The organism is Amphritea atlantica (genome assembly GCA_024397875.1).
Lineage (GTDB): Bacteria > Pseudomonadota > Gammaproteobacteria > Pseudomonadales > Balneatricaceae > Amphritea > Amphritea atlantica_B.
The window spans coordinates 2,284,316-2,308,538 of the sequence record CP073344.1 but is presented as its reverse complement, the minus strand read 5'-3'; the positions used below and the strand labels follow the sequence as shown (position 1 = coordinate 2,308,538).

General features: G+C 49.8%; 27 protein-coding genes. 24 read left to right on the top strand and 3 right to left on the bottom strand.

What is annotated here, in order from left to right; translation table 11 throughout:
* The first annotated feature begins 155 nt into the window (after positions 1-155).
* The 11 genes from KDX31_10625 to KDX31_10575 all read left to right on the top strand — a co-directional run bounded on the left by KDX31_10625 (position 156) and on the right by KDX31_10575 (position 10,359).
* The gene (locus tag KDX31_10625; protein UTW01832.1) at positions 156-1,094 is read left to right on the top strand and encodes a pyridoxal-phosphate dependent enzyme; all 939 of its coding nucleotides are present in this window, start codon (positions 156-158) and stop codon (positions 1,092-1,094) included.
* Positions 1,095-1,225: 131 nt separating this feature from the next.
* Entirely contained in the window at positions 1,226-2,107 is an 882-nt protein-coding gene (locus KDX31_10620) for an NAD(+) kinase (protein UTW01831.1), read from the top strand.
* An 11-nt stretch (positions 2,108-2,118) separates the two neighbouring features.
* Complete coding sequence (locus tag KDX31_10615; GenBank protein UTW01830.1) at positions 2,119-3,093, top strand: metallophosphoesterase; 975 nt, start codon at positions 2,119-2,121, stop codon at positions 3,091-3,093.
* Positions 3,094-3,120: 27 nt separating this feature from the next.
* Positions 3,121-3,960, top strand: a complete 840-nt coding sequence (locus KDX31_10610) for a rhomboid family intramembrane serine protease (protein UTW01829.1) — start codon at positions 3,121-3,123, stop codon at positions 3,958-3,960.
* 76 nt (positions 3,961-4,036) lie between these two features.
* Positions 4,037-4,303: a DUF1315 family protein gene (locus KDX31_10605; protein ID UTW01828.1), complete on the top strand. Its 267-nt coding sequence runs from the start codon at positions 4,037-4,039 to the stop codon at positions 4,301-4,303.
* A complete protein-coding gene (locus KDX31_10600) occupies positions 4,303-5,130 on the top strand; it encodes a DUF2797 domain-containing protein (protein ID UTW01827.1) in 828 nt (275 codons plus the stop codon). Before KDX31_10605 ends, KDX31_10600 begins: the two co-directional genes overlap by 1 nt.
* Before the next feature lie 104 nt (positions 5,131-5,234).
* Entirely contained in the window at positions 5,235-7,880 is a 2,646-nt protein-coding gene (pepN, locus tag KDX31_10595) for an aminopeptidase N (protein ID UTW01826.1), read from the top strand.
* A gap of 40 nt (positions 7,881-7,920) precedes the next feature.
* Entirely contained in the window at positions 7,921-8,307 is a 387-nt protein-coding gene (locus KDX31_10590; protein ID UTW01825.1) for a hypothetical protein, read from the top strand.
* A gap of 12 nt (positions 8,308-8,319) precedes the next feature.
* Entirely contained in the window at positions 8,320-9,135 is an 816-nt protein-coding gene (locus tag KDX31_10585; protein ID UTW01824.1) for a putative DNA binding domain-containing protein, read from the top strand.
* Entirely contained in the window at positions 9,132-9,734 is a 603-nt protein-coding gene (locus KDX31_10580; GenBank protein ID UTW01823.1) for an HAD family hydrolase, read from the top strand. Before KDX31_10585 ends, KDX31_10580 begins: the two co-directional genes overlap by 4 nt.
* 76 nt (positions 9,735-9,810) lie before the next feature.
* Positions 9,811-10,359: a hemerythrin domain-containing protein gene (locus KDX31_10575; GenBank protein UTW01822.1), complete on the top strand. Its 549-nt coding sequence runs from the start codon at positions 9,811-9,813 to the stop codon at positions 10,357-10,359.
* A 17-nt stretch (positions 10,360-10,376) separates the two neighbouring features.
* Here KDX31_10575 and KDX31_10570 read toward each other — a convergent pair whose 3' ends face one another.
* Positions 10,377-11,519, bottom strand: a complete 1,143-nt coding sequence (locus KDX31_10570) for a sensor domain-containing diguanylate cyclase (protein UTW01821.1) — start codon at positions 11,517-11,519, stop codon at positions 10,377-10,379.
* Between the two features lie 206 nt (positions 11,520-11,725).
* On the bottom strand, positions 11,726-12,007 hold the full coding sequence (locus KDX31_10565) for a hypothetical protein (GenBank protein ID UTW01820.1): 282 nt from the start codon (positions 12,005-12,007) through the stop codon (positions 11,726-11,728).
* A 316-nt stretch (positions 12,008-12,323) separates the two neighbouring features.
* Here KDX31_10565 and KDX31_10560 point away from each other — a divergent pair, with 316 nt between their 5' ends.
* Positions 12,324-12,938 (top strand): flavin reductase family protein, encoded by a 615-nt coding sequence (locus KDX31_10560; protein ID UTW01819.1) that lies wholly within the window; start codon positions 12,324-12,326, stop codon positions 12,936-12,938.
* Positions 12,939-12,963: 25 nt separating this feature from the next.
* On the opposite strand, the gene KDX31_10555 is transcribed toward KDX31_10560, so the two are convergent.
* Positions 12,964-14,130 carry an N-acetyltransferase gene (locus tag KDX31_10555; GenBank protein UTW01818.1) on the bottom strand — a complete coding sequence of 389 codons (1,167 nt, stop codon included), beginning with the start codon at positions 14,128-14,130 and terminating at the stop codon, positions 12,964-12,966.
* Positions 14,131-14,270: 140 nt separating this feature from the next.
* On the opposite strand from KDX31_10555, the gene KDX31_10550 reads away from it, so the two are divergent.
* The 12 genes from KDX31_10550 to pal all read left to right on the top strand — a co-directional run bounded on the left by KDX31_10550 (position 14,271) and on the right by pal (position 24,202).
* Positions 14,271-14,726, top strand: coding sequence for an HIT domain-containing protein (locus tag KDX31_10550; GenBank protein ID UTW01817.1), 456 nt, complete (start codon positions 14,271-14,273; stop codon positions 14,724-14,726).
* A gap of 168 nt (positions 14,727-14,894) precedes the next feature.
* Positions 14,895-15,122 carry a zinc ribbon domain-containing protein gene (locus KDX31_10545; protein ID UTW01816.1) on the top strand — a complete coding sequence of 76 codons (228 nt, stop codon included), beginning with the start codon at positions 14,895-14,897 and terminating at the stop codon, positions 15,120-15,122.
* A 58-nt stretch (positions 15,123-15,180) separates the two neighbouring features.
* Positions 15,181-16,944, top strand: a complete 1,764-nt coding sequence (aspS, locus tag KDX31_10540; protein ID UTW01815.1) for an aspartate--tRNA ligase — start codon at positions 15,181-15,183, stop codon at positions 16,942-16,944.
* A 112-nt stretch (positions 16,945-17,056) separates the two neighbouring features.
* Positions 17,057-17,572, top strand: a complete 516-nt coding sequence (gene ruvC, locus KDX31_10535; protein UTW01814.1) for a crossover junction endodeoxyribonuclease RuvC — start codon at positions 17,057-17,059, stop codon at positions 17,570-17,572.
* A gap of 118 nt (positions 17,573-17,690) precedes the next feature.
* The gene (ruvA, locus tag KDX31_10530; protein ID UTW01813.1) at positions 17,691-18,317 is read left to right on the top strand and encodes a Holliday junction branch migration protein RuvA; all 627 of its coding nucleotides are present in this window, start codon (positions 17,691-17,693) and stop codon (positions 18,315-18,317) included.
* Between the two features lie 30 nt (positions 18,318-18,347).
* The gene (gene ruvB, locus KDX31_10525; GenBank protein UTW01812.1) at positions 18,348-19,364 is read left to right on the top strand and encodes a Holliday junction branch migration DNA helicase RuvB; all 1,017 of its coding nucleotides are present in this window, start codon (positions 18,348-18,350) and stop codon (positions 19,362-19,364) included.
* A 107-nt stretch (positions 19,365-19,471) separates the two neighbouring features.
* Complete coding sequence (locus KDX31_10520) at positions 19,472-19,882, top strand: TraR/DksA C4-type zinc finger protein (GenBank protein ID UTW01811.1); 411 nt, start codon at positions 19,472-19,474, stop codon at positions 19,880-19,882.
* 252 nt (positions 19,883-20,134) lie between these two features.
* A complete protein-coding gene (tolQ, locus tag KDX31_10515) occupies positions 20,135-20,815 on the top strand; it encodes a protein TolQ (GenBank protein UTW01810.1) in 681 nt (226 codons plus the stop codon).
* Between the two features lie 19 nt (positions 20,816-20,834).
* Positions 20,835-21,251, top strand: a complete 417-nt coding sequence (gene tolR / locus KDX31_10510; GenBank protein UTW01809.1) for a protein TolR — start codon at positions 20,835-20,837, stop codon at positions 21,249-21,251.
* 7 nt (positions 21,252-21,258) lie between these two features.
* The gene (gene tolA, locus KDX31_10505; protein UTW01808.1) at positions 21,259-22,209 is read left to right on the top strand and encodes a cell envelope integrity protein TolA; all 951 of its coding nucleotides are present in this window, start codon (positions 21,259-21,261) and stop codon (positions 22,207-22,209) included.
* A gap of 6 nt (positions 22,210-22,215) precedes the next feature.
* On the top strand, positions 22,216-23,499 hold the full coding sequence (gene tolB / locus KDX31_10500; GenBank protein UTW01807.1) for a Tol-Pal system protein TolB: 1,284 nt from the start codon (positions 22,216-22,218) through the stop codon (positions 23,497-23,499).
* 196 nt (positions 23,500-23,695) lie between these two features.
* Positions 23,696-24,202 (top strand): peptidoglycan-associated lipoprotein Pal, encoded by a 507-nt coding sequence (gene pal, locus KDX31_10495; protein UTW01806.1) that lies wholly within the window; start codon positions 23,696-23,698, stop codon positions 24,200-24,202.
* Positions 24,203-24,223: the final 21 nt, after the last annotated feature.

Here is a 24,223-nt window from a genome sequence, read left to right as displayed (position 1 = left end):
CCCCGTCGTCATATTCGTTATCATCTTCAAACTCTTCGTTGAGTCTTTCCAGCAGAAGCTCTTCTGTGTACTCTTCCATTTTATTCCTCCTTTCTTCGTGGCAGCTATCCTATGCTGGTTTGATGATGAAAATGTGTCAGGTTCTTTAACGCTTTATGAAAATTCACCCGGCAGCGCTGCCGCAATATCCCAATGTTTCTGTTACAACGGTTGATCTGCCGGACTTTAACAAGGCAGGGGTTCAGCTTGATCTGTTGCGCCTCGATCTCGTTCATCCTCTTATCAGTGGTAATAAGTGGTTCAAGTTAAAGTACGCGGTTGAAGCGGTGCTGGCTTCTGGTTGTCACCGGGTGCTCAGCTTTGGTGGTGCCTGGTCAAACCATATTCATGCGCTGGCCTTTGCTGGATATGAGCAGGGGATTGAAACGATCGGAGTGATTCGTGGTGAGCGGCCGGCTCAGCTCTCGCAAACTTTAATTGATGCAGCTGGCTGGGGGATGAAACTGGAGTTTGTTTCCAGAGCTGAATATCGTAATAAGAATGATCAGCAGTTTGTTGCCCGGATGCATGACAAATATGGAGATTTTCACTATTTGCCGGAAGGTGGTTCAGGTGAATGGGTGGTTGCCGGGTGCCGTGAGATTCTCTCTTTGTTTAATGCGGCCGATTATCATCTGATCTGTTGTGCCTGCGGTACCGGGGGGACTCTGGCCGGGCTGATTGCAGATAAGCCGAAAGGTGTTGAGCTGCTGGGGGTGTCGGCGCTGAAAGGCGGAGCGTTTCTCTATGAGGATATTCGAGGTCTTTTAGCTCAGGCCTGCGTGAGTGACCCGGGAGGCTGGTCGTTGGCGCTTGATTGTCACGAGGGTGGGTATGCCAGGGTTTCTGTGGAGCTGGCGCTGGCGATGAAGTATTTTGCTGAGTGTAGTGGTGTCAGGCTGGAGCCGGTTTACAGTGGTAAGGCGTTTCTGGCGCTGCAGCGGAAACTGATGCGGGGTGAGTTGCTCCCGGGAACCCGGGTAATGCTGATTCATACAGGCGGTATGCAGGGGTTAAGGGGAATGGAGGGTCTCCTGAATAAAAAGTTACTTTAATGTTGTGGGTCAGAATCCTGAGTTAAAAGGGTTGATGCGGGCAGCTAAACAGCTAAAAATATGAGTATAATGTTTAAAAACAATCGGATAGGCGTGATTGCGTTGTAATCATCGGTTTCAGTGGAGTGGCAATGGATAACTTTCGTAATATTGGTTTGATAGGGCGTCTGGGTAGCACCAAGGTTATTGATACCCTGAAGCATCTGATCCGCTTTCTTGATGAGCAGGGTCTGACTCCGATTCTTGATGAAAAAATCGCTGCGGTGATGCCTGGTCATGGACAGCAAACCAGTTCTTCCCGTTTGATGGGGGAGGTCTGTGATCTGGTGGTGGTTGTCGGAGGCGATGGTAGTTTGTTGGGGGCTGCCCGCAATCTGGCGCAATCAAATGTGCCGGTGTTGGGGGTTAACCGGGGTAACCTTGGCTTCCTGACTGATATTTCGCCGGCAGAGATCGAAGAGAAAGTCGGTGAGGTGTTGAATGGTCAGTATACTGTTGATCGTCGCTTTCTGATCGATGTGCTGGTGAAGCGTAATGGTGAGCCTATCGGTGAGTCAACCGGGTTGAACGACTGTGTATTACACCCGGGGAAGTCTGCCAGAATGATTCAGTTTGAACTCTATATCGAAGGCCAGTTTGTTTACACGCAGCGATCTGATGGCCTGATTGTCGCCACGCCGACAGGTTCCACAGCGTATGCGTTGTCAGGTGGTGGGCCGATTATGCATCCGCGTCTTGATGCGTTGGTATTGGTGCCAATGTTCCCCCATACCCTATCCAGTCGGCCTATTGTGGTGGACGGCAACAGTGAGCTTAAATTGGTTATCAGTGATAATAATGAAACCTATCCGACGGTCAGTTGTGATGGGCAGAAGCATATTAACTGTGCTCCCGGAGATACTATTACTATTCATAAAAAACCGCATAAGCTGAAGCTACTGCATCCTCTCAGTCATAACTTCTATAAGACCTGTCGGGAAAAGCTTGGTTGGGCGACCAAGTTGGGAGAGTAGCCGGGGTGCCTATGGGGAATCGTTATCAAGGGTATGACCTGATCGGAGATGTACATGGCTGTGCATTATCGCTTCAGTTGTTATTAAAAAAACTGGGTTATAGCAAAAAAGCGGGTGTCTATCAGCATCCACAACGCCAGGCTGTTTTTCTGGGGGATATTGTCGACCGGGGGCCGCGTATTCGAGAGGCGCTGCATATTGTCCGGGATATGGTTGATGCCGGATATGCTCAGATAGTAATGGGCAATCATGAGTTTAATTACCTCTCTTATCTGACGCCCGGATTGCCGGGATCTGGTATGGAATATCTGAGGACTCACAATCGGCGACATCTGCGTATTCTGAATGAAACGCTTGAGCAGTTCGCAAACTACCCGCAGGAGCAGAAGGAGTTTCTGCAGTGGATCAAGGAGATGCCTCTGTTTCTGGAATATGAACAGTTCCGGGTGGTGCATGCCTGCTGGTCTCAGCAGCACATAGACCAGTTTTTGCAAACGCAGGGGGGGAATCGGATTGATGATGATTATCTGCACCGTTCTGCCCATCATGATACGCCCGAGTGGGAGACAATGGATCGTTTGTTGCGCGGTACTCATCTGCGGATGCCCAATAACGAAGTTATGGTGAGTAAAGATGGTTATAAACGCCGCTTTTTCCGCACCAAATTCTGGTCAGAAAAGCCCCACTATTATGTCGATGTCGTGTTTCAGCCAGACCCTTTACCTGAGCATGTGGCGCGTATGCCGCTGACGGATCAGGACTATCAGGATCTGTTGTACTACAGTACCGATGAGCCACTGCTTTTTATTGGTCACTACTGGTGTGACGGTGAGCCCAGACCTGTTGCGCCGAATGTTGCCTGCATCGATTATAGTGCTGTTAAGTTTGGTAAATTGGTGGCGTATCGGCTGGACCAGGAAACAGAGATTGATCCGAAGAAGTTTATCTGGGTTGATGTGCTGAAGGAGATCAGAGATGAATCCTGAATACCCTCTGTTACACATTGTGATCGTATGAATGAAGTATTTCGGGTTTCGCTCGATCAGGATCTGTCTGGTTTTACTGCCATACTATGGCAGCATAAAATTCCTCACCGGGTGCTGGAACAGGGTGAAGAGCAGCTGTTATTGGTTCCCTACAACGTTAATGCAGAGCAGATCGCTCAACTGTATCAGCTGTGGCAACAGGGCGCTGATCTTTCCGGCTTGCAGGTTCAGCTGAATGACAGGCCGGGTGGGCTGCAAGTTGTTTTCAAAACCTGGCTGAGTCTGCTGCTGATCGCGGTGAGTGTCATCATTACTATGATGGTCTCCCTGGGCGATAACATACAGGTGATGAGCTGGTTCACCATTGTCGAGTTTCATGTGCAGGGAAATAAGGTCTATTACTCAGACCTACTGACATCGGTTTCCGGTGGACAGGTATGGCGGTTATTCACACCGGCTTTTATGCATTTTAATCTGCCGCATATACTCTTTAATCTGCTTTGGGTCTGGGTCGTAGGACGGCGGATTGAGATCTGTCTGGGCTGGCCGGTACTGCTGGGGTTGTTTCTGTTTTCTGCGCTGGCTTCCAATATTGCTCAGTTCTGGGTGAGTGGTCCGATGTTTGGCGGAATGTCTGGCTTCGTGTTTGCATTGCTTGGGTTTGCCTGGTTCTGGGACCGGCTCAGGCCGGCACAGATGATCGGTATGCCTCCGGCCTTGATGGGCTTTATGCTGTTATGGCTGGTGCTGGGTTTTTCCGGCGCGCTGGACGCTCTGGGGCTTGGTTCTATTGCGAATACCGCGCATCTGGCCGGGCTGATAGCGGGGCTTGTGGTTGTGCCCTTGGTAAAGCTGATCAAACGATGAAAAATTCGACGCAGAGTGACATCGAACTGCTGCCAGACCCTGTGGTAATATATCAGCCCACTGTGGAGGCTAATGAATGAATTTTAAAAAGATGATTGAGGCGATGACGCCTGAGGTGTACCAGAGCCTGAAGCGGGCTGTAGAGCTGGGTAAGTGGCCTAATGGCGATCGTCTGACCGATGAGCAGCGAGAAACCAGCTTGCGGGCAGTGATAGCCTATGATGAAACCAAACTGCCTGAGCATGAGCGTACCGGGTTTATCGAACGGACCAAAAAAGATGGCAGTCAGCACGGTTCCGATCCACTGGAACCGCAGGTTCTGAAAATCCTGAACGATAATTGATGGACGTTATAGCACAGGGGGCGCTGGTTAAAATGCCAGCTGAGATCGGCCCTCAGATACGGTATCAGCTGAAACTGGATGATCAGTTGGTTGATTTAAACAGCTATCTTGGACAGCCTGTAAAATTCAGTTTTCTGGGGCAGATTAACTGTACTCATTGTGGCCGGAAAACGAGTAAAAGTTTTGCTCAGGGTTATTGCTACCCCTGCTTTAAAAAACTTCCTCAGTGTGACATTTGTATTATGAGCCCTGAAAAGTGCCATTATGATCAGGGGACCTGCAGGGATCCTTCCTGGGGTGAGCAGTTCTGTTTTCAGAGCCATTATGTCTATCTGGCAAACTCTTCAGGCGTCAAAGTGGGGATAACCCGGGGAACTCAGATTCCGACGCGCTGGATTGATCAGGGGGCGATTCAGGCGCTGCCAGTGCTGCGGGTCGATACCCGTTTTCAGTCTGGCCTTGCTGAACAGGTTTTTGCCGCGCATGTGACCGATAAAACCAACTGGCGGGCGATGCTTAAAGGTCAGGTAGACCCTATTGATCTCTATGCTGAGCGTGATCGCCTGATGGCGTTGTGTCAAACCGGCTTAACGGAGCTGGAAGATCGCTTTGGCTTACAGGCGATTCAGCGTCTTCCCGAGGCCGAAGTGCTGGAACTTAACTATCCGGTGCTCAACTTCCCGGCTAAAGTGACCAGTCTGAGTTTTGATAAAACGCCTGTCGTTGAGGGCGTCTTACAGGGGATCAAAGGGCAGTATCTGATTCTGGATACCGGGGTGATCAACCTCAGAAAGTTTACTGCCTATCAGGTTGAGTTCAGCGCCTGAGGTTAGGGAAACCTTTGAGTGGGTATCGCGGTCTGAATCTTATCAGGCCGTATTCGAAGGTGCGTTTCTAGTTAATTGTTTGATTGTTATTGCAGGGTGTGTGAATGAGTCAGTCAGCTACAGAGCAACCGAGTGTTATCTATTTAAAAGATTATGAGGTTCCCGCTTTTCTGGTGGAGCAAACCGAGTTGCGTTTTGAACTGGAAGAGGAGCAAACGCTGGTTCGTTCTCAGGTTCGCTACTCCCGCAACCCTGATTCTGCGAACCGTCAGCACCCTCTGGTACTGGATGGACATGAGACACTTGAATTACAGCGGCTGAGTATCGATGGTGAAGTGCTCAGCGAAAAGGATTACCGCCGGCTGGGTGAGCAGCTGAGTATCCCGAATCTGCCAGACACTTTCACCCTTGAATGTATTACACGTATCGAGCCGCAGAATAATACTGCGCTGGAAGGGCTCTATAAATCTGATGGTATGTTTTGCACACAGTGTGAAGCAGAAGGCTTCCGACGTATTACTTTTTATCCGGATCGCCCTGATGTAATGGCGCTGTTTGAAACCACGATTGTAGCGGATAAACAGCGCTATCCGGTGTTGTTGTCGAATGGCAATATGGTCGATGCGGGTGAAGAGGATGATGGCCGGCACTGGGTCAGATGGCAGGACCCGTTTCCCAAACCAGCGTATCTGTTTGCCCTTGTCGGCGGTGATCTTGAGTTTATCGAGGATCGTTATACCACCTGTTCAGGACGTCATGTCGTGCTGAAGATCTTTGCTGAAGAGAAGGATCTGGATAAGCTTGAGTATGCCATGACCTCTTTGAAACACTCGATGAAATGGGATGAAGAGGTCTATGGTCGAGAGTACGACCTGGATATCTTTATGATCGTCGCAGTCGACTTCTTTAATATGGGAGCGATGGAGAATAAAGGCCTTAACATTTTCAATACCTCCTGCGTGCTTGCGCATGCTGAAACGACCGTTGACGCAGGCTTTCAACGGGTAGAAGGGGTTGTGGCCCATGAGTATTTTCATAACTGGTCCGGTAACCGGGTAACCTGTCGGGACTGGTTCCAACTGAGCCTTAAAGAGGGCTTTACTGTTTTCCGTGATTCGCAGTTCTCAGCGGATATGAACTCCCAAACGGTCAAACGGATCGAGGATGTTACCCTGTTGCGCACGGCGCAGTTTGCGGAGGATGCCGGTCCGATGTCTCATCCGGTTCGTCCCGCTTCATTTATCGAGATCTCCAACTTTTATACGCTGACAGTGTATGAGAAAGGTTGTGAGGTGGTGCGTATGCTGCATACCCTGTTGGGGGCGGAGACCTTCCGTAAAGGTTCAGATCTCTATTTTAAACGTCATGATGGCCAGGCGGTGACGACCGATAACTTTGTTCAGGCGATGGCCGATGTCTCCGGTCGTGATATGAGCCGGTTTAAGCTCTGGTACAGTCAGTCAGGAACGCCGAAGGTTTCTGTGACCGGTGAGTATGATGCGCAAAATCAGCGCTATACGCTGCATATGCATCAGAGCTGCCCGGCAACCCCCGATATGGCGACAAAGCAGCCGTTTTTGATTCCCGTTGCCGTGGGTCTGCTCGATAGCCAGGGACAGGATATACCGCTGCAGGGCGGTGCAAACACTGAGGTGCTGGAGTTTATTGCCACTGAGCAGAGTTTTGTTTTTGATAATATCCCGGTAGAGCCGGTTCCTTCATTACTGCGGGGCTTCTCTGCACCGGTAAAGTTGACGTTCCCCTACAGCCGTGAGCAGTTGGTGTTTCTGATGCAGCATGACAGCGATGGGTTTAATCGCTGGGATGCCGCACAGCAGTTGGCGGTAGGTATTATGAATGAGTTGATTACCGATCATCAGCAAGGGCGGGAGCTGATACTTGATCCGGCGCTGGTTGATGCCTATGAGCAGGTGCTGAGTGACACCACGCTGGATAGGGCGATGGTTGCCAAAGTGCTGACACTGCCGTCAGAAGCCTACCTCAGCGAGTTGGCTGAGGTGATCGATGTTGATGCGATCTACCGGGTTCGTCGTTTTGTCAGGGATTCCATTGCCAATCAGCTCGAGCCACTGTTCCTCAGGGTTTATCAGGACAACAATACCGCAGACCCCTATAGCCCTGACGCCGCCTCTGTGGCTCGCCGAAGCCTGAAGAGCCTTGCGTTGTCTTACCTGATGGCTACTGAGAAGCAGGAATATCTCGAGCTGGCGCAGCAGCAGTTCCGTCAGGCCGACAATATGACTGACAGTCAGACGGCGCTCACGCTTATTGTTCACTCCGGGTTTAAGGCGCAGGCTGATGAGGCGTTGGAAACTTTCTATCAGCGCTGGAAAAATGAATCGCTGGTGGTTAATCAGTGGCTGGCGGTTCAGGCAAGTGATCCTAAAGAGGGGGCGCTGGCACGGGTGCAGACACTGCAACAGCATCCGGCTTACGATGGCGCTAACCCGAATAAGATACGCTCGCTGGTATCGGTCTTTTGCGCCCAGAATATGCTGAATTTCCATAATTCTGATGGTAGTGGCTACCGTTTTCTGGCGGATCAGATTATTGTATTAAATAAACAGAATCCCCAGATCGCATCACGGTTGCTGACACCGCTAACTCGCTGGAAGCGCTATCCGTCTCAGCGTAGTGCGTTGATGAAAGCTGAGCTGGAGCGGATCAACCGCAGTGGCGATCTGTCCCGGGATGTTTTTGAAGTATTGACTAAAAGTCTGGCTGAATAAGGTTTTTATAAACTAAGGCCTGTAGAAAAAGGGTAATAAAATGGAACGTACGATCCCGGAACAGGATAAATTTGAACTGCAGCAGAACTATCGTCGTTATCTGAAGTATCAGGATCAGTACGATGATGCGTTTACTAACTTAAAACAGTCCCGGGCCAGCCGGGTCTGGCTGGCAGGACTGGTGGCATTGCTATTCAGTCCGGGCTCCGATTTTTTTCTGGGCGCCGCTGCAGCACTGTTCGGACTCTATTTTTACCGTATAGGCTCTGCCTGGTATTCCAGCTTTCAGATCGATGAAGGCAGGGAGGAGGTGTTGCGCTGGTTTTCCTCTAAAGGCCTGACCTTTGAAGGACGTATCCTTTATTTTCGCGATGACCGGGTGCTGGCAAATCCCATCGATCCCTTCGCCGATGAAATTTATGGCTAAAGGGTTCGTCTGATGCCGGTTAAGCGCGAATACAAGCGGATCAGCCGGCGGGCAAAGAGCCTGCTGGCAAAGCCTGAGGGGGTCGATGTTGATTTCAAACGCGAAATTAATGGTATAAAAAGTCGCGACCTGGTTTCTTTTGCTAATTCACCTCAGGGTGGGGCTATTCTGGTTGGGGTTGATGAGTATACCAACATCGATGGTTTGCAGCGGGGACAGGTGGTCGGTTGTGATGTGGACGACAGTGCCCGGCTCAGTCTGATCAATAAGGCGACCGACTGCTATCCCATCGTTGATATTGAGCTGGTGGTCGAAAATATCAGCAACAAACCCTTTTTCCGAATTGAAATCCCCTCAGGCAGTAAGCGGCCCTACTGCACTCAGCGGGGTGAATATGCTATTCGGGCCGATGCCCGCTCCCGGGCGCTCTATCCCGAAGAGCTGCTGGCGATGTTTATGGATCGTGAAGGTGAACTGTTTCTCACCCGGTTTCGTGAAGCTGTCGCGCAGTTAGAGCAGCGACTGGGGCAGATGGATCATGCGTTTGGATCCGGAATGGAGCACTTGGTGATTCATCTCGAAGAGCTTGATAACCAGGTTCGCCGGACGCTTACCCGGGTTGATCAGATGACCGACAGCGCGAAAAAACGCTCGCGCAATATGCTGCAGGCTTTGCGGGACTCCCAGGACAGTATTGCCGGGCTGGAATCATTGCTGCTGGCACAGAATGGTAACCCCGCGGGCCGGCTTGAAATTATGCGGGATATTCGTACCCGGCTGGATCAGTTGACTGAAAACCTCAATCCGGCGGATGAACACAACGAATGATTGAGAGTATCCGCAAGGCGGGCTATTGGGTATTTGATCTGGATGGCACATTGACTCATCCAGTGCATGATTTTGAGCAGATTCGTTCAGAGCTGGGGCTGCCGGCGGGATGTGATATTCTGGCGACCATCGCTGAAAGGCCTGAATCTGAGCAGAGCGAGCTGAATCATCAGCTTGATCAATGGGAGTATTTCTATGCTGATCAGGTGAAGCCTGCCATCGGTGTTAATGAGTGTCTGGAATTTCTGAAATCGCAGGGTTGCCTGTTGGGGATTCTTACCCGCAATAAGCGTGAGGTGGCGCTGCACTGTCTTGAGGTTATCGGAGTAAGCCACCTGTTTAATTCTGCTGCAGTATTGGGGCGGGATGATGCGCTGGCAAAGCCAGACCCACAGGGGGTAAATCTGTTGCTGAGCCAGTGGGGGGGCCGTCCTGATGAGGCGGTGATGGTGGGCGACTTTCGTTATGACCTGGAAGTGGGGCGTGCGGCTGGTGTGACTACCATCCATGTTGACCAGAGACGCGACCGGGAGTGGCCTGAGTTGACCGACCTCAGGGTTGGTACGCTGGCTGAATTGAACCAGTTGCTTAGAGCGTGAAGGGTTTCTGTTTGATTCCCGTCAAGACCCTTTAACAAAGCTGAGGTATAGTGTCTTTATCTCACAGGAGGTCGTTATGACATTATTGAATGAATTGCACCAGGATCATGTCAACCTTAATAAGTTGCTGGCTGTGTTGGGAAATAAGCTGGAAAAGCTGAAGCAGGGGGAAATGCCCAACTTTGTATTGCTTGCAGATGCTGTTGATTACATCACCAGTTATGCGGATGCTTATCACCATCCCCTGGAAGATCAGATGTATGCTTTTTTCAAAGATTCAGGTTGTCCTGAATTGGATCAGGCGATATCCGAGTGTGTTGAAGAGCACCGACAGCTGAAAAAAAGCAGTCATGAGATTATCGAAGCGGTTGACTGTATTCTGAGTGACGCAGTGGTGCCGATGGATCAGTTTAGCGACAAGCTTGAGCATTTTATTAATGATCAGATTGAGCATCTTAATCTGGAAGAGGGAACGCTGTTTCCGTTATTAGATGAGGTCGCCACTGAGGAGCAGTGGAAAGCGCTTGAGCCTCATCTGCCGAAGCGGAGTGATCCACTGTTTGGTGAAAAGCAAAAGCAGCGCTACATTGATCTCTATTCTGAGCTATTACGGGATATTCAGTAGCACTGAGCAGTACCCTGTTAAACAGATCTCAGGTCGCTGTTTATATTGCTGAACAGTTCAGGTTTCATATCAGGCAGGGGGCGGTATTCAATCCGGTTTCTGCCTTTTTCTTTTGCCTGGTAGACCGCCTCATCTGCTGCTTTTAACAGTGCATGTGCCTGAGCGTCCAGGTTGTCGAAGGCAAAACTTCCGTAACAGCAGCTGGTGACGCCTATCGATGCGCTCACTCTGAAGGGCTCATTATCGTTGTTGTGAATGACCATGTGGAGAATTTTATTGCGTAACTGGTTGCCTATTTCAATTGCTTTTTCGGCATCGCAATTGGGTAGCAGGATGGCAAACTCCTCTCCACCATAACGGGCGACAAAGTCGGTCTTTCGAAGGTTTTGCTTTAACAGCAGGCCAACGGAGCGGAGCACTTTATCGCCGACCTGATGGCCGAAATTGTCGTTCACCAGCTTGAAGTAGTCCAGATCAATAAACAGACAGCTCAGGGGCGTTTTATGCCGGCTTGCTCTGGATAGCTCCCTGATTATCTCCTGATCGAATGCGCGCCGGTTATTAACCTTGGTGAGCATATCGATAATGCTGAGTCGCTTTAGATTCTGTTGATTAATACAGTTTTCAAAACAGACTGAGATAACTGAAGCCAGATGACCTATATAGTCATAATCAAAGTGTTCACTGTAGCGGGCGGAGTCGTTACTGCCCAGATGCAGGCTGCCAATCAGACAGTCATGGCGAATAAGTGGTAGCAGGGCGCTGCTGATTACATGGGGATTACTGGGAAAGGCGACGCTCTTTAGCTGAGGGCTCAGCTTTCCGATTCTTAATTTGGGGGAGGGAAACAGACTTTTAAGCAGTCGTTGATTGGTTACAAAGCGCAGGCTGTGTCCCGGTTCCGGCGGAGTATACTCTTCCAGCAGGGCGCGGGCTGCGTTCTCCGGATCGAGCAGGATAAGGTTGACAGCAGTCAGTTGGAAATGCTGTTTAAAGTCAATCAGGATAAGATTGAGCAGTTCTGCGAGGTTACTGCAACTGAGTAGCCTGAGTTCCATCTCAAAAAATGAGTGTAAGATCGCTTCATTCCGCTCAACTTTGCTGGCTAGCAGGTGAAGTGATCTGCGCAGATCTTTGTTCTCTTTATCGGTCGGATCCATGAAACGCCTGTTTTGCGCCCTGAGTATGAAAGAGTTATCGGCCATCAGTGATAACTATAAAGGAAAAGGTCGATTGTAATAATAAAAAAGGGGCGGAAATGTGCGTTTGACAGAGATAAAGAGCAGAGAGGTTACGATTGATAGGGGGAAGCTAAAAGAGCCTGCTACTCATATCGAGTATAGGCTCTTTGAAAGATCTGGGTAATTCAGCTGGCTCTGGTTATTTTGCCGATTTGTTCTGGGTGGGTACTGACAAAGTGTTCCAACACCTTCCGAAGAACCTTTTCATGTGCTGCATCACCTCTGCGTTGTGCTTTAGCGATATCATCCAGTATGATCTTCCGTACTTTGCTCTCGCCATCATGGCAGCATAGGTAATGACCTATCGCCATGGCGATTATCGGGTCTGTGTGCTCATGTTCTGCTATGGCCTCAACCTCATCCTGAGTGAGGCCACTAAGGTCAAGGCACTCTTGGTAGGTTAGCATGATCGTGTCCCCTTTTTATTGTAATGTTTTTAAGTCAGTCTAAGTCTGGAGGTCCATATGAAAATATGTACTACGGACCGGTACTAATATTCTAGGCAACAGAGTCTGTTTTCTCTAATTTAAACCGGGTATTTTTTATATAGCTTTATTCTTACTGATGAATTATTGATATATCTCAGGGTTATATGTAAAAGTCGTTTATTTTGTATCATAATTCGCGACAGTCCCGATGGAAATATAAGTCAAATACAGATATCGCGGTTATCGGAGAACAGGTCTGTTTCATTAATTTAATCTTCTGTTTTGTAAGGTTTAAATGGATATTACGTTCGATACTATTTCCCCCTCTGAGGCCTATTTTGCCCTGACGCAGACAGTCATGCCCCGTCCGGTGGCCTGGGTTCTATCTGAACATCAGAATGCTGAGTATAATCTTGCGCCGTTCTCATTTTTTTCAGTGGTTTGCAGTGACCCGCCGATCATCATGATTTCTGTGGGCCATAAGCCTGACGGTTCCCTAAAAGATACCTATCGGAATATCGTTGAACGCAAGAATTTTGTGGTGCATCTGGCGCATAGCGGCCAGGCGCAGAAGATGACTCAAACAGCTAAAACGTTGCCGGAAGGTGTCTCTGAAGTAAGGGAGGCAGAAATAGCCCTGACTCCTTTTAATAATTCACCATTGCCGCGGGTTGATGGTTGCCGGGTGGCGATGGATTGTGAGCTTTATGAAACCCGGGAGATTGGAAATTCACCACAGTTTCTGATTTTTGGCCGGGTGCGCAATATGTTTATCGATGACAGCATTGTAAGCGTGAGCGATACAGGGCGACTGAACGTTGATGCCAGGTTGTTAGACCCTCTGGGTCGTCTGGGAGGCGCCGACTATCTCTCATTTGGCGATATCATTTCAGTGCCGCGAGAGCCTTAACCTGTGTGGTGGTTGGCGGGCCTCGCTATTCAGCTTGCTTGAAGGGTAGCCGCTGACGGAGATATTCCATCTCCTGTCGTAACATCTGTTCCTCTTCTTCGGTAAACCGTTTCACCGCCTTATGAAACCCCGGGTGCGCAAGCCAGTGGGCTGACCAGGTCTCTATTGGTTCGAACCCCCGCTGGATTTTGTGTTCTCCCTGAGCTCCCGGATCGAAGCGCTGTAACTGATGGCGAATACAGTATTCAATACCCTGATAGTAGCAGGTTTCAAAATGCAGGCTGTCATATTCCGCCAGAGCGCCCCAATAACGGCCGTAGAGGTTCTTGCTGTCCTGCAGAAAGAGTGCGCCGGCAACCGCTTCGGTTTCGCTGTGATTCATATCATAGGCAAAACAGATGATAACCTGTTCTGCCAGGGTGTTTTTCAGCAGGTGAAAGAAATCTTCTTTAAGATATCCGCTGCGGCCGCGTTTCAGATAGGTGATCTGGTAGAACTGATAAAATTCTCTGAGCATCGCATCGGTGAGTTGTGCGCCGCTGACAAACCGATGTTGAATATTGTGTTCAGCAATTTTGCTGCGTTCCTTGCGCAGGTTTTTACGTTTACGCGAGCTGAAGGTTTCAAGAAACGCATCGAAATTCCGATAATTGCGATTAAACCAGTGGTATTGAGTTCCCAGTCGATAGTGCAGTTCAGGGTATTTGTCTTTATCAAGCAGGCGGGAATCCTGATCCAGAAACAGGCCGTGCCAGCCCGACGCGTTGTATTGTGATGCCAGTTGCTGCATGGCGGCCACAACCTGTTGAGTCAGGCGTTCCTGCTGATCATTATCGAGGCTGCGGTGAAACATCAGGCGTGGGCCATAGCAGGGGGTGAAGGGAATCGCGGTCAGCAGTTTCGGGTAGTATTCTATTCCGTTGCGTTGATAAGCGTCAGCCCAGCTCCAGTCAAAAACGTACTCACCATAGGAGTGGCTTTTGAGATACAGCGGCATCACTGCAATCGCCAGATCAGCTTCTGTCACCACAAGGTGGCAGGGTTGCCAGCCCGTCTCCGGGGTAACGCTACCTGACTGTTCCAGTGCAAAGAGGAATTCATAGCTGAGAAAAGGGTAGTCGCTGCTCCTCAGGCTATTCCAGCGTTCGGCTCCGATCTGTTCGATTGCGCTATAAAAATTGAATTGCGGCATATTGTCCTATACTGTTCAGAGCGGTATTTGTTATCTAACTATCCGATAATAAAGCATTATCTTTTGCTGATGGGCGGTCGTATCCTGCCTTTCAATTTGTATAATAAGTATGCATCTGTATTTACGCTAGGAGAATAAAAATGGATGAGCTGGAGTTAGAGTTTAAACTGGATTCCCGCCTGGCTGATGATTGTATTACTCTGGGGGATTTCCCTTTGTCCCGCTTGTTGCTGATGAATGATGCCAACTATCCCTGGTTTATTCTGGTGCCGCGACGTGCTGAAGCTAGCGAGATCTACCATTTGTCACCGGCTGATCAGGCTCAGTTGCTGCACGAATCCTCATTTTTGTCGGAAAACCTTCACGATGTATTTGATGGCGATAAGATGAATATTGCTGCCCTGGGAAATATAGTCAAACAGTTGCATATCCATCATGTGGTGCGTTTTGAAAGTGATGTTGCCTGGCCTGCGCCGGTCTGGGGAGTTGCTGCTGCGAAGCCCTATACTGAGGCCCAGATCCAGGAGATTCATCAGAAGTTACAGATGATGATGCCTCAGGAGGTAAATTTTGTTGCCAGAGATCTGATCAGCTGATTTCTCTTCTAAAATCCATTAATTGGCCCTGTCAGGAGCCAATAATTCAGGTATAATTCGCCGTTTTCTGAGCAAGGCGGCTGATGTTGTCAGCTTTTGTAAATACAGGACTGAAACGAATCTGGTTGCTTTGCGGTGTACTCTATTTTCTGGGGAAAGCTGCTAACTATGCCGATCTTCGATTTTGAATGCCGTCATTGTGGTCATGAATTTGAAAAACTGGTGCTGAAATCTGATGCGCCGGCACCCACCTGTGCTGGTTGTGATTCTGCTGATGTGGTTAAAAAAGTATCCGCAGCAGGATTCAGATTGTCCGGCACCGGCTGGTATGAGACTGATTTTAAAACCGGTAAGAAAAAGAATCTGGCGGGTGGCCAGAGTGAATCCGGTAACTGATTTTTAATTGTCTGAATAAACACCGATTCAGCTTGCTAAGTAACAGGAACATTTAACTATGCGCAGTCATTATTGCGGTGATCTCAGAAAAGAGCATATCGGCGAAGAAATTACTCTGACGGGGTGGATTCACCGTCGTCGCGATCACGGTGGGGTTATCTTTCTGGATCTTCGTGACCGTGAGGGTCTTACCCAGGTAGTTTTTGACCCTGATCGCGAAGAGAGCTTCGCACTGGCAGACAGCTGCCGTAATGAGTATGTTGTTGAAGTCAAAGGTATTGTTCGCGGTCGTCCGGACGGTACTGTAAACCCGGATATGCCTACTGGCGAGATCGAAGTTCTGGGTAAAGAACTGGTTATCCTGAATAAGTCAGAAACCCCTCCTTTTCAGCTGGATGAGCATCAGCAGGTGGGTGAAGAGGTGCGTCTGCGTCATCGTTACATCGATCTGCGTCGTCCTGAGATGCAGGAAAAGCTGCGCTTCCGTTCTAAGGTGACTAATGCGATCCGCAGTTATATGGACGAGCATGGCTTTCTGGATATTGAAACCCCGATACTGAACCGTGCAACACCTGAGGGAGCCCGTGACTACCTGGTACCGAGCCGGGTGCATGAGGGACACTTCTTTGCACTGCCTCAGTCTCCACAGCTGTTCAAGCAGCTGCTGATGGTTGCCGGTTTTGACCGTTACTATCAGGTTGCTAAGTGTTTCCGTGACGAAGACCTGCGGGCTGACCGTCAGCCAGAATTTACTCAGATCGATATTGAAACCTCATTTATGGATGAGGAAGAGATTATGGGGATCACTGAGAAGATGATCCGCAAGCTGTTTCTTGAGCTGAAAGGCGTTGATCTGGGTGACTTCCCGCGGATGCCTTACTCTGAGGCTATGCAACGGTTCGGTTCAGATAAGCCAGACCTGCGTTACCCGATGGAGCTGGTTGATGTTGCCGATCTGATGGCTGAGATTGAGTTTAAGGTGTTTGCCGGTCCGGCTAAAGACCCGAAAGGTCGTGTCGCCGCACTGAAAGTACCGGGTGGCGCTCAGCTGACCCGCAAGATCATTGATGAATACACTAAGTTTGTCGGTATCTACGGTGCCAAAGGTCTGGCCTGGATTAAGGTCAACGAGCTTGAGAAAGGTGTTGAAGGATTACAGTCTCCAATCGTTAAGTTCCTCGGTGATGAGGTTGCTATGGCGATTATGGAGCGTCTGGGTGCGCAAAACGGCGATATCGTGTTCTTCGGTGCTGATAAAGAGAAAATCGTTTCTGAAGCACTGGGTGCACTGCGTATCAAGGCAGGAGAAGATCTGCAGATGGCTCAGTGTGAATGGGCACCGTTGTGGGTTGTCGACTTCCCGATGTTCGAAGAGACCGATAATGCTGGATTGACCGCGTTACACCATCCGTTTACCGCACCGAGTTGCACTGCGGAAGAGCTGCAGGCGAATCCGCTTGAGGCCCTGTCCCGTGCCTACGATATGGTTCTGAATGGTTGTGAGCTGGGTGGCGGTTCGATCCGTATCCATAACCGGGAGATGCAGTCATCAGTGCTGGAAATTCTGGGTATCTCTGATGAAGAAGCGGATGACAAGTTCGGTTTCCTGCTAAACGCACTGAAATACGGTGCACCACCTCACGGTGGTCTGGCATTTGGTCTGGATCGTCTGATTATGCTGATGACCGGCACCGATTCGATTCGTGAAGTGATTGCCTTCCCTAAAACGCAGAGCTCTGCCTGTATGATGACTCAGGCTCCGGGTGAGGTCAGTGCAGCCCAGTTGCGTGAACTGAATATAAAGCTGCGTAAGACCCCTTAAGTTATTTTTTCAGTTAATCATCAAGCCGTGCTCTGCACGGCTTTTTTTATGGTGAAATCTGGGGTATTGTACTCTGTATAAATAAACAGTACTTTGAGTTGATGATACGGCTATGTTGATTTTGGGAATAGATCCGGGCTCCCGGATCACCGGTTACGGTATTATCAATTCCATTGGCGCAAAGAACGAATATGTTGCCAGTGGCTGTATCCGAATCAAGGGGGATGAGCTTGCCGAACGCCTGAAGCAGGTTTATGCCGGCGTCACCGAGATTATTGAACACTACTGTCCCCAGGAAATGGCGATAGAGCAGGTGTTTATGGCGCGCAATCCGGATTCCGCCCTGAAGCTGGGTCAGGCCCGTGGAGTGGCTATCGTCGCCGGCGCTAATCAGGGGCTGGAGGTGGCAGAGTATGCTGCCCGAAAAGTTAAACAGGCGGTGGTAGGAAATGGCTCTGCGGATAAATCCCAGGTGCAGCATATGGTTAAATCAATTCTTAAACTTCCGGGCCTGCCGCAGGCGGATGCGGCGGATGCGCTGGCAATCGCTTTGTGTCATTCACATACCCGCAGCAGTCTGATTATGATGGCAGGCGCAAAAAGTAGCCGGGGAGGGCGGTTGCGGTGATTGCGCTCCAATGCTCGCCTGATTTTAATCGTTAGCGGTTTATAACTGCTTTAATCTGAGATAAAACAACATAATTGTAAGCCCTGTGATTCAGGGGCTAATCTGGAGTAAAAGGGCCGTGATAGGACGACTGAGAGGCGAGTTACTGGAAAAACATCCGCCGCAGCTGGTTATTGATGTGAGCGGCGTCGGCTATGAAGTCGATGCTTCGATGAATACTTTTTACCAGTTACCCGAAGTCGGACGGCAGGTAACACTGTATACCCATATGGTGGTGCGGGAGGATGCTCAGCTTCTGTACGGTTTTTATGACCGAACCGAGCGCTCTCTGTTTCGTACCCTGATAAAGATCAATGGGGTGGGGCCTAAGCTGGCCCTGACTATATTGTCGGGTATCAGTGTGAATGAGTTTGTCCAGTCTGTGCAGCATCAGGATACTGCGGCGCTGGTGCGTTTGCCTGGTGTGGGTAAAAAAACTGCGGAAAGACTTATTGTCGAGATGAAGGATAAACTGCAGGATTTCCACTTTAGTGATATTGATGAGTTCACACTCACTGATGGGCTTGGGCCGGTCACCAGTGGTCCGGCAACTGATAACCGGGCAGAAGCGGAAAGTGCGCTGGTTGCGCTGGGGTATAAACCGGTGCAGGCAACCAAGTCGATTGCTCAGGCAGAAAAAGGCCAGCCGGGGGCATCCAGTGAAGAGCTTATTCGTGCGGCGCTGAAAAGTATGGTGCAGGGGTGATAACTGAATGAAAGTGATAGGGTACAGACTATGATCGAAGCGGATCGCTTTATCTCTCCTGTTGTCACTGCACCTCAGGAAGAGGTTCAGGATCGGGCTATCCGGCCAAAATCATTGCAGGATTATGTTGGTCAGCCGGTCGTAAAGGAACAGATGGAAATTTTCATCGGTGCTGCGAGAAAGCGACAGGAAGCGCTCGATCATACGCTGATCTTCGGACCACCCGGGCTGGGGAAAACCACCCTTGCCAATATTATTGCCCATGAGATGGGCTGTGATATAAAAACAACGTCTGGTCCGGTGCTTGAGAAAGCGGGAGATCTGGCGGCAATGCTGACCAATCTGGAACCAGGGGATGTGCTGTTTATCGATGAAATACATCGATTGAGTGCATCGGTGGAGGAGGTTCTCTATCCGGCGATGGAGGACTACCAGCTGGATATCATGATTGGTGAGGGGCCTGCGGCCCGTTCCATCAAACTCGAGCTGCCCCCCTTTACGCTGGTCGGGGCAACCACCCGGGCGGGGTTGTTGACCTCTCCGTTGCGTGATCGCTTTGGTATTGTTCAGCGGCTGGAGTTTTACAATATTGATGATCTTACTTCAATTGTGGAGCGCTCGGCACGATTGTCAGGAAGTGGTGTGGATCGTGAGGGCGCAATCGAGATTGCCCGCCGCTCCCGGGGAACCCCGCGGATAGCTAACCGGTTGCTGCGCCGGGCCAGGGATTATGCGGAAGTGAAAGGCGACGGACGGATATCGCTGGAGATGGCTGACCTTGCGTTGAATATGCTCAATGTCGATGAGCATGGTTTTGATCATATGGATCGCAGGCTTTTGCTGGCGATGATTGAAAAATTTGGCGGAGGACCGGTGGGCGTTGATAGTCTGGCGGCGGCGATTAGTGAGGAGCGGGATACCATCGAAGATGTGCTTGAGCCTTACCTCATTCAGCAGGGGTTTATGATGCGTACGCCAAGAGGGCGGGTAGTCACAGATAACGCATATCGACATTTTGGTATTGATTTGCCTGATCGGGATCAATAGAAAACTGATCAGCCACGCATAACTGACTTAAATCAAAGCAGAATTTTAATTATAGGTTTAACTTTTAGTCTGTAGACATAAAACAATAATGTTTAGGGCGCTAAAGTATGAACACTATGAAACTCTGTTGCCTGAATCAGTCGCAACTAAAAGGTCTCAAGAATGAATTGCTGATCCTCCATGAGCAGTTACAGGCGGATCTGCAAGCGGAACAGAGCGATCAACAAGAGGAGCTTCGCCAGCTAAACTGCACTGAGGTGCTGGATCGTTCTGAAGCTGCGGCAGTAACCGGTCATAATCTGACCAGCTTGTCGCATATAAAACAGCTGGAGGAAGAGATTCGTGAATGTCAGAATGCCCTGCAGCGGATTGAGAGCGGGCACTATGGATGCTGCGAACAATGCGGTGAAGTGATTGAGTTGAATCGTCTGATGGCTAACCCCGCAGCAGTTTTATGTGTTGGCTGTCAGTCGAGAGATGAGCTGCATCGGACCCGTGGCAGCGCATCCTGCTTCTGAGTTAATTTGGGTTTTTCTCAGCCGCCTTCTTCAGGCGGCTTTTTTGTTTCGCTTCGATCACTTTTGTTGAACTTTTATAGACTTCTGTCATCCAACCGTCGGCAGCTGTTCAGGTGCTGTTTATCAAGCTGTATATAAAGTATCGAATCCGGGGGAGAATATGATTTTTTGTCGGAAAAAGAGCAGATTTTGAACGCTGATCTCGCTACTATCAGAACCAGTTTTTAGTTTTTTACAGAAGAGGTTATAAACGTGCCGGATAAAATGTCGATCTGGAGTCTGGTGGTTAATGCCAGTTTTGTTGTCCAATTGGTAATGCTTTTGTTACTGCTGGCATCAGTGCTTTCCTGGGTTATGATTTTTCAGCGTCATTTTGTCTTGCGACAGGCGCAGCGTAAATTAAGGGCTTTTGAAGATCGCTTCTGGTCGGGTGTAGATCTCAGTCTGCTGTTCCGGGAGGTAAACGCTGATCCGGATAGTGGCAACGGAGCTGAAAATATTTTCCGCGCAGGACTTAAAGAGTTCAGTCGACTCAGTCAGCAGTCGGGCGCCGATCGGGATGCCATTATGGATGGTGCGCAGCGCAGTATGCGTGTAGCTCTGGCCCGTGAGGAGGAAAAGCTTGAGTTGCACCTGCCTTTTCTGGCGACGGTGGGTTCAACCAGTCCCTATGTAGGCCTGTTTGGTACCGTATGGGGGATAATGAACTCATTTCGTGGGCTGGCAAATGTGCATCAGGCAACACTGGCTTCGGTTGCGCCGGGTATTTCCGAAGCGCTGATTGCGACAGCAATCGGCCTGTTCGCCGCGATCCCTGCTGTCATTGCGTATAACCGTTTTTCGGCAAAGACAGAAACGCTGATGAATAGTTATGAAACCTTTGCAGATGAATTTTCCAGTGTATTACATCGTCGTGTACACACTTCAAACTGATCTGTAACAGGCTGGTATTATGATTCGCAGAGTGAAAAAAAAACGCAAGCTGAATGCTGAGATCAATGTAGTACCTTACATCGATGTGATGATGGTACTGCTGGTCATCTTCATGATTACTGCGCCGATGCTGACGCAAGGAGTTGATGTTCAGCTGCCCAAAGCGGGGTCTGATCCGGTTGATACTCAGGATAGTGAGCCGTTGATTGTTACCGTAGATAAAGAGGGGCACTACTATATTGATGTCGGTGGTGATCCACTCGAAGCGATTACCGGAGAGGTTGTAGCGGACCGGGTCACCAAAGTCCTGAATAGCAATCCGAAGAAGTTGCTATTGGTGCGGGGTGATAAGGGCGTTGACTATGACCATGTTATTCAGCTGATGACGTTGTTACAGCAGGCCGGTGCGGAAAGTGTCGGGCTGGTAACTGAGTAGTGTGATTGTGAATTTTCGAAGTTACCTGTTCCCGGCGCTACTGGCACTGATTCTCCATTCAGTCATTCTTAGTGCACTTTTTTATAGTTGGTTCGGTTATGCCGAAGACGAGAAGCATCTTGTGCCACGGCATGTAAAGGCGCAGATAGTTGATCTCAAGTCTCAGTTAAAGTCCCAGCAGCAGGAAAAGCAGGCTGAAGCGAAGCGTAAAGAGGAAGCGCGTAAACAGGCCGCGCGTAAAGAAGATGCGCTTAAAGAAAAAGCCCGTAAGGAAGAGGCTCGTAAGGAAGAAGCTCGTAAGCAAGAGGCCCTGAAGCAGGCTCAGGCCAAGAAGAAAGCGGAAGAGCGAAAGCAGGCTGATGCAAAGCGCAAAGCCGAGGCGAAAAAGAAGGCTGATATCCTTAAGAAAGAAGCGCTTAAGCAGGAAGCTCTGAAGAAAGAAGCCGCCCGGAAGAAGGCCGAGGCAGTCAAACAGGAAGCGTTGAAGAAAAAACAGCAGGAAGATGCCCGTCGTAAAGCCGAAGCTGAGAAACAAGCGGAACGTAAAAGGGAGGCGCAGCGTCTTGAGCGTGAACAGCAGGATCAGAAGCGTCGGGAGGCTGAGCTGGCGGCCGCACTGGCCGCTGAAGAGAGTGAGATGCAGGCACTGGCCGAGCAGCAGGCGACCGCAGGCTATCTGGAATATATCGCTTCCGAAATTGAGAATAACTGGAGCCGCCCTCCCAGCGCCCGTAATGGTATGAAAGTTGTCCTGTCACTTCATCTGCTGCCTACCGGTGAGGTTGATAATGTTTATGTGGTGCAAAGCAGTGGTGAGAGCCATTTTGATGATAGTGCTATCCGCGCGGTTAAGCGGGTTGGACAGTTCACTGAACTGCAAAAAATGGACCCGGTATTGTTTGACCGGAATTTTAGGAAGTTAACACTTGAATATAAACCGTCAGATCTTCGCAGGTAATCAGTAATGCAGCGTATTGTCTTGTTTGTTTGTTTGTTTGTTTTCAGTCTGATTGCCCGGGCTGAACTGACTGTTGAAATTACTCAGGGGGTCGATGAACCAACGCCCGTGGCGGTGGTTCCGTTTTCCTGGAGCGGCGTTCAGGCACTGCCAGAGGACGTTGCGAAGGTGGTCAGTGATGACCTTTATCGCAGTGGTATGTTTAAAATGATGCCGCGGGAAAACATGCTCAGTTTTCCCTCTGATCGCAGTTCTCTGTTCTTTCGTGACTGGCGCATCAGCGGCAGTGACTTTATTGTCATCGGTCGTATCAAAGAAACGGATGGCCAGTTAACCGTCGCCTTTGAGCTCTACGATATTCTCAAGGAGGAGCGGATACTGGGTGAGGAGATAAAAGCAAACCGTAATAACCTGCGGGCGGTTGGTCACTACATCAGTGATAAGGTATTTGAGGCTCTGACAGGCGTGCGGGGGGCTTTTTCAACCCGTATCGTTTACGTAACAGCTAAGCAGCTTTCGCCGCCTGAGTACCGTTATCGCCTGATGCTGGCGGATTCTGATGGTCATAATCCGCGCACTATTCTTGAGTCAAAAGAGCCAATAGTGTCTCCGGCCTGGTCCCGTGATGGCAGTAAGCTGGCCTATGTTTCATTTGAGTCAGGCCGTCCCGCCATCTATATCCAGTATCTTGCTACCGGTAAACGGGAAAAAGTGCAGTCATTCCGGGGCTTGAATGGTGCTCCTGCCTGGTCTCCTGATGGCCGGCAGCTGGCACTAGTGCTCTCTAAGGACGGTAACCCGGAAATCTATGTGCTGGACCTGCAGCAGCGCCGGCTGTCCCGTATTACTCATCATTTCGGTATCGATACCGAACCATCCTGGTCTCCGGATGGTCAGTCGCTGATCTTTACCTCTGATCGTGGTGGGCAGCCGCAGATCTATTCAATCTATCTTCCGACCCGGGATGTCACTCGTTTGACCTTTGAAGGGCGGTATAATGCCCGCGGCCGCCTAACTCAGGATGGACGTTTTCTGGCAATGGTGCATCAGACTAATGGTTCATTCCATATCGCGGTGCAGGATCTTCGTACCGGTCGGGTGGATCTGCTGACGGAAACCTTTATGGATGAGTCGCCGACCATTGCACCGAACGGCAGCATAATCCTTTACGCAACACAGGAAGGTGTGCGGGGGGTGTTGTCAGCAGTTTCGCTTGACGGTCGTGTTAAGTTCCGTTTGCCATCAACGGATGGCGATGTTCGTGAACCTGCCTGGTCGCCATTTCAGTAAGCGTTTTCTGGCTTTCTGCCGCGGGGTGACTGCTCTGAGTGACAAGTTGACTGCGCATGGGTACAAAGTTAAATCAATTAGTTAGAAAAGTCGTTGTATTGTCATACGGCTATTGCAATCAGGTCTGGCAAGCTTTACTTTAGGCAGGATTGAGGTTTAATTCGCACATTATTGGCTAAATAATTAGGAGTGTTCGATGCGTGCTATGAATATTGGCAAAGCGACTGCTTTGGCTCTGACCGTAGTTTGGGCTGCAGGCTGTAGTACAACAAATACAACAGATACTGATACCATGGGTGGTGATACTGCTCCAGCTACAACAACTCAGGCAGTTTCTGATTCTTCAATGTCCGGCACTTCTATGGCCGATGTTAAGAATCTGGCAACTATTTTCTATTTCGATTTCGACAAGTCTCAGGTTATGCCCGAGGCGGTTACTGCTCTGCGTGGCCATGCGAAATACCTGGTAGCTAACCCTTCCGCTTCTGTTGTTCTTGAAGGTCACGCCGATGAGCGTGGTACCCGTGAATACAACATGGCTCTGGGTGAGCGTCGTGCGCAGGCAGTTGCCCGTGTCCTGACGGTCAATGGTGTTTCAAGCAGTCAGATTGAGCTGGTTAGTTTTGGTGAAGAGAAGCCGGTGGTAATGGGTCATAACGAAAGTTCATGGGCTCAGAACCGTCGCGTAGAACTGAAATACTAATCACCAGTCAGGTTGTTAGTT

Bases quoted from the DNA above. Each gene is read 5' to 3' on its own strand.
- KDX31_10625 (UTW01832.1), top strand. From the start codon at position 156: ATGAAAATTCACCCGGCAGCGCTGCCGCAATATCCCAATGTTTCTGTT.
- KDX31_10620 (UTW01831.1), top strand. From the start codon at position 1,226: ATGGATAACTTTCGTAATATTGGTTTGATAGGGCGTCTGGGTAGCACC.
- KDX31_10615 (UTW01830.1), top strand. From the start codon at position 2,119: ATGGGGAATCGTTATCAAGGGTATGACCTGATCGGAGATGTACATGGC.
- KDX31_10610 (UTW01829.1), top strand. From the start codon at position 3,121: ATGAATGAAGTATTTCGGGTTTCGCTCGATCAGGATCTGTCTGGTTTT.
- KDX31_10605 (UTW01828.1), top strand. From the start codon at position 4,037: ATGAATTTTAAAAAGATGATTGAGGCGATGACGCCTGAGGTGTACCAG.
- KDX31_10600 (UTW01827.1), top strand. From the start codon at position 4,303: ATGGACGTTATAGCACAGGGGGCGCTGGTTAAAATGCCAGCTGAGATC.
- pepN (UTW01826.1), top strand. From the start codon at position 5,235: ATGAGTCAGTCAGCTACAGAGCAACCGAGTGTTATCTATTTAAAAGAT.
- KDX31_10590 (UTW01825.1), top strand. From the start codon at position 7,921: ATGGAACGTACGATCCCGGAACAGGATAAATTTGAACTGCAGCAGAAC.
- KDX31_10585 (UTW01824.1), top strand. From the start codon at position 8,320: ATGCCGGTTAAGCGCGAATACAAGCGGATCAGCCGGCGGGCAAAGAGC.
- KDX31_10580 (UTW01823.1), top strand. From the start codon at position 9,132: ATGATTGAGAGTATCCGCAAGGCGGGCTATTGGGTATTTGATCTGGAT.
- KDX31_10575 (UTW01822.1), top strand. From the start codon at position 9,811: ATGACATTATTGAATGAATTGCACCAGGATCATGTCAACCTTAATAAG.
- KDX31_10570 (UTW01821.1), bottom strand. From the start codon at position 11,519: ATGGATCCGACCGATAAAGAGAACAAAGATCTGCGCAGATCACTTCAC.
- KDX31_10565 (UTW01820.1), bottom strand. From the start codon at position 12,007: ATGCTAACCTACCAAGAGTGCCTTGACCTTAGTGGCCTCACTCAGGAT.
- KDX31_10560 (UTW01819.1), top strand. From the start codon at position 12,324: ATGGATATTACGTTCGATACTATTTCCCCCTCTGAGGCCTATTTTGCC.
- KDX31_10555 (UTW01818.1), bottom strand. From the start codon at position 14,130: ATGCCGCAATTCAATTTTTATAGCGCAATCGAACAGATCGGAGCCGAA.
- KDX31_10550 (UTW01817.1), top strand. From the start codon at position 14,271: ATGGATGAGCTGGAGTTAGAGTTTAAACTGGATTCCCGCCTGGCTGAT.
- KDX31_10545 (UTW01816.1), top strand. From the start codon at position 14,895: ATGCCGATCTTCGATTTTGAATGCCGTCATTGTGGTCATGAATTTGAA.
- aspS (UTW01815.1), top strand. From the start codon at position 15,181: ATGCGCAGTCATTATTGCGGTGATCTCAGAAAAGAGCATATCGGCGAA.
- ruvC (UTW01814.1), top strand. From the start codon at position 17,057: ATGTTGATTTTGGGAATAGATCCGGGCTCCCGGATCACCGGTTACGGT.
- ruvB (UTW01812.1), top strand. From the start codon at position 18,348: ATGATCGAAGCGGATCGCTTTATCTCTCCTGTTGTCACTGCACCTCAG.
- KDX31_10520 (UTW01811.1), top strand. From the start codon at position 19,472: ATGAACACTATGAAACTCTGTTGCCTGAATCAGTCGCAACTAAAAGGT.
- tolR (UTW01809.1), top strand. From the start codon at position 20,835: ATGATTCGCAGAGTGAAAAAAAAACGCAAGCTGAATGCTGAGATCAAT.
- tolB (UTW01807.1), top strand. From the start codon at position 22,216: ATGCAGCGTATTGTCTTGTTTGTTTGTTTGTTTGTTTTCAGTCTGATT.
- pal (UTW01806.1), top strand. From the start codon at position 23,696: ATGCGTGCTATGAATATTGGCAAAGCGACTGCTTTGGCTCTGACCGTA.